Annotated in this window: 1 protein-coding gene; it reads right to left on the reverse strand. The window is 60.4% G+C overall.

Annotated features, from left to right (window positions below):
• Positions 1-2,087, reverse strand: a 2,087-nt coding sequence (locus FHS92_RS18000; RefSeq protein WP_184081939.1) for a Tn3 family transposase, incomplete at its 3' end; no start/stop codon positions are given.
• Between the last annotated feature and the right edge of the window lie 122 nt (positions 2,088-2,209).

Raw genomic sequence — 2,209 nt, forward strand, 5'->3', positions numbered from 1 at the left:
TAGATCATGACGCCCCGTCCACCATAACGCGCATGCCATTCCGTCATCAGGTTGCGATCCCAGGCTCCGAACTTTGTGGAATCTGACGCACAGGCCGTGCCGGCGTCCCCCCAGACTGCAGCATTGCGGATTGCCAGGGTCGCATTCGCAACCCTGGCACACGCCTCCTTGAGCGCCGCGGCATGAACGAAGCGGCGATGGACATGCAGCAGCTCTTCATAGCTGACATCGGGGGTGGCGCCGGCGATCCGCTTGAGCCCGGCATTCGTTCCCAGGCCGTAGAGGCATAGCAGGAGACGTTGATCCAGCGCGGTTTTCGGCAGTGCAACACGCGAGGCCGATGTTTCGAACGCTTCGAGAAGTCCCGTATCAAGGGCAGCCTCCTTCAGTACGTCGAGCAGCCCGGTCATCGGCCAGCGTTGGCCGATCTCGGTCTTGATCGAGGCGAGACCCCTGGGTTCGGGCAAGGGTTTGAACGGGGTGAGAGATATACGGTTCTCGCCGCGCCACAGCAGCCGAACCTTGTCGTTCCGGGGAATATTGGCATTGAGGAGCAACAGTTCCTGAGCAAGCTCTTCCCGGATGGCGCTTGAAAATGCACGCGCATCCGCCGTCAGGTTCAATCCTGTGTAATATGCTTCTCGCCGCGCATCGAAGTCCTTGGGAAGATCGTCATCGGGATTGCGGTATCGGTCCGCCCCGACAACCCAGATTTCCTTAGAACGGATGCGATCGCGCAGTTGCGCGAGGACACAAAGCTCATAACTGATCCGGTTTACGCGCCCCTCTTCATCAATGACGGAACTGCGCCATCTCGCCGGAATGACCTCGTCGACCGGCACTGCGTGCGGCGGCACGTAGCGGCATCCATCATCCACTTTGCTTCTGATCCAGTCCAGGGCCGCCAGCACCGGACGCCACACGGCGTTGTTCGACCGGAACTCCAGTGCCGAAAGCAGGCTTGGCAGCATACGGCGATAATGATTGGCCCATGACCTCCGCATCACCTTGTAGATCCGCCGATCCAAGGCGCCCTTTGCCTGGCTTTCCTTGATGATCGCCGCCAGTTTGTCCTTGCCGGCGATTGGGAAAATGACATCGCAGATGCGCCCGGATGGATCGTCGATCGAAGCGCTGGCAATCTCGACCAGGAGTCGCTCCTTGCCATAGACCCGCTCGATGTCTTTCGCGATATCGCCCACCACCTTGCGTTTCGAGCGCGATCCGATCTTATGGACCGTCTCGATCAGCAGGTCGACCATCGCATCCGTAAGCTGAGCTTCCCGCGCCATCAGATAAACGGCATAGAGCCCGAGCTGGCGCGCCGGTACATGCCGGCGCATCTCCGAGGCTTTCTCGCCGGCAACCCGGCGAACGATCTGATCGACCCATGCCTTGCCCGTGACCGATAGGAAATCTCGGGGAAGAGCAAGCCGTTGGATAAAGGCGAGTTTGGCGGTCACGCCAAGAATGTTTTCGAGCGTCGCCTGACCTGCATCCCCCTTCATCGTGTTGAAGCCGGTCGGGCCATCGGGATCGGCGAGCGAGGCTTCCAGCAAGGCGACCGCATCCGGCGCAAGCCGATCGCGGACTCGGGCCAACAGGGCCTCCAGATAGAGGTGTCGTTGCGAACGGACGAGGCGTTCCAGCTCCTTGCGCGACGGCCCATAGATACGGCGGTCGCGGCACCACAGGAAAACATGCTCGAGCATGGCATTGATCGGCTGCCCGCCCGCACAAAGATCGTCGGAAATCCACCTCGACAACGCCCTGCGATCCGTCTGCGTCATACGGCGGAACCCGAGATGCCGCAAAATCTCCGCGCAATGCCGGCGGGCGGTGCGCCCGGAAAAATCATAGTGGTTCACGGATTTGGCATCGAGACCAAGTTGCTCCGCCAGATACAAGACACCGTCGGAGGGTATCGACGCATGATCCGGCACAAAGAAGCCATGCCCGGCGAAAAATCTAAGCTGAACCGCCAATCCCAGTCGTGCCGTCTCCGCTTTGCCGGTCACGAACGCGATGTCCGAAAAACTCAGGCTCCAGGAGCCGATCAGATCCCCACTCGAAACGCCAAGGCTCATAACGCCGCTCCCTTATCGGAGCGGAACGTCGTTCCTCGCATGGGCGATCGTCAACAACAACCAGCCCGTTCCCGACGTGTTCTCCAAGATGACCAAAATCGCAGCTTCGGGCCGACTGGGCC

The sequence above is a fragment of the Sphingobium subterraneum genome (genome assembly GCF_014199435.1).
Taxonomy (GTDB): Bacteria; Pseudomonadota; Alphaproteobacteria; order Sphingomonadales; family Sphingomonadaceae; genus Sphingobium; species Sphingobium subterraneum.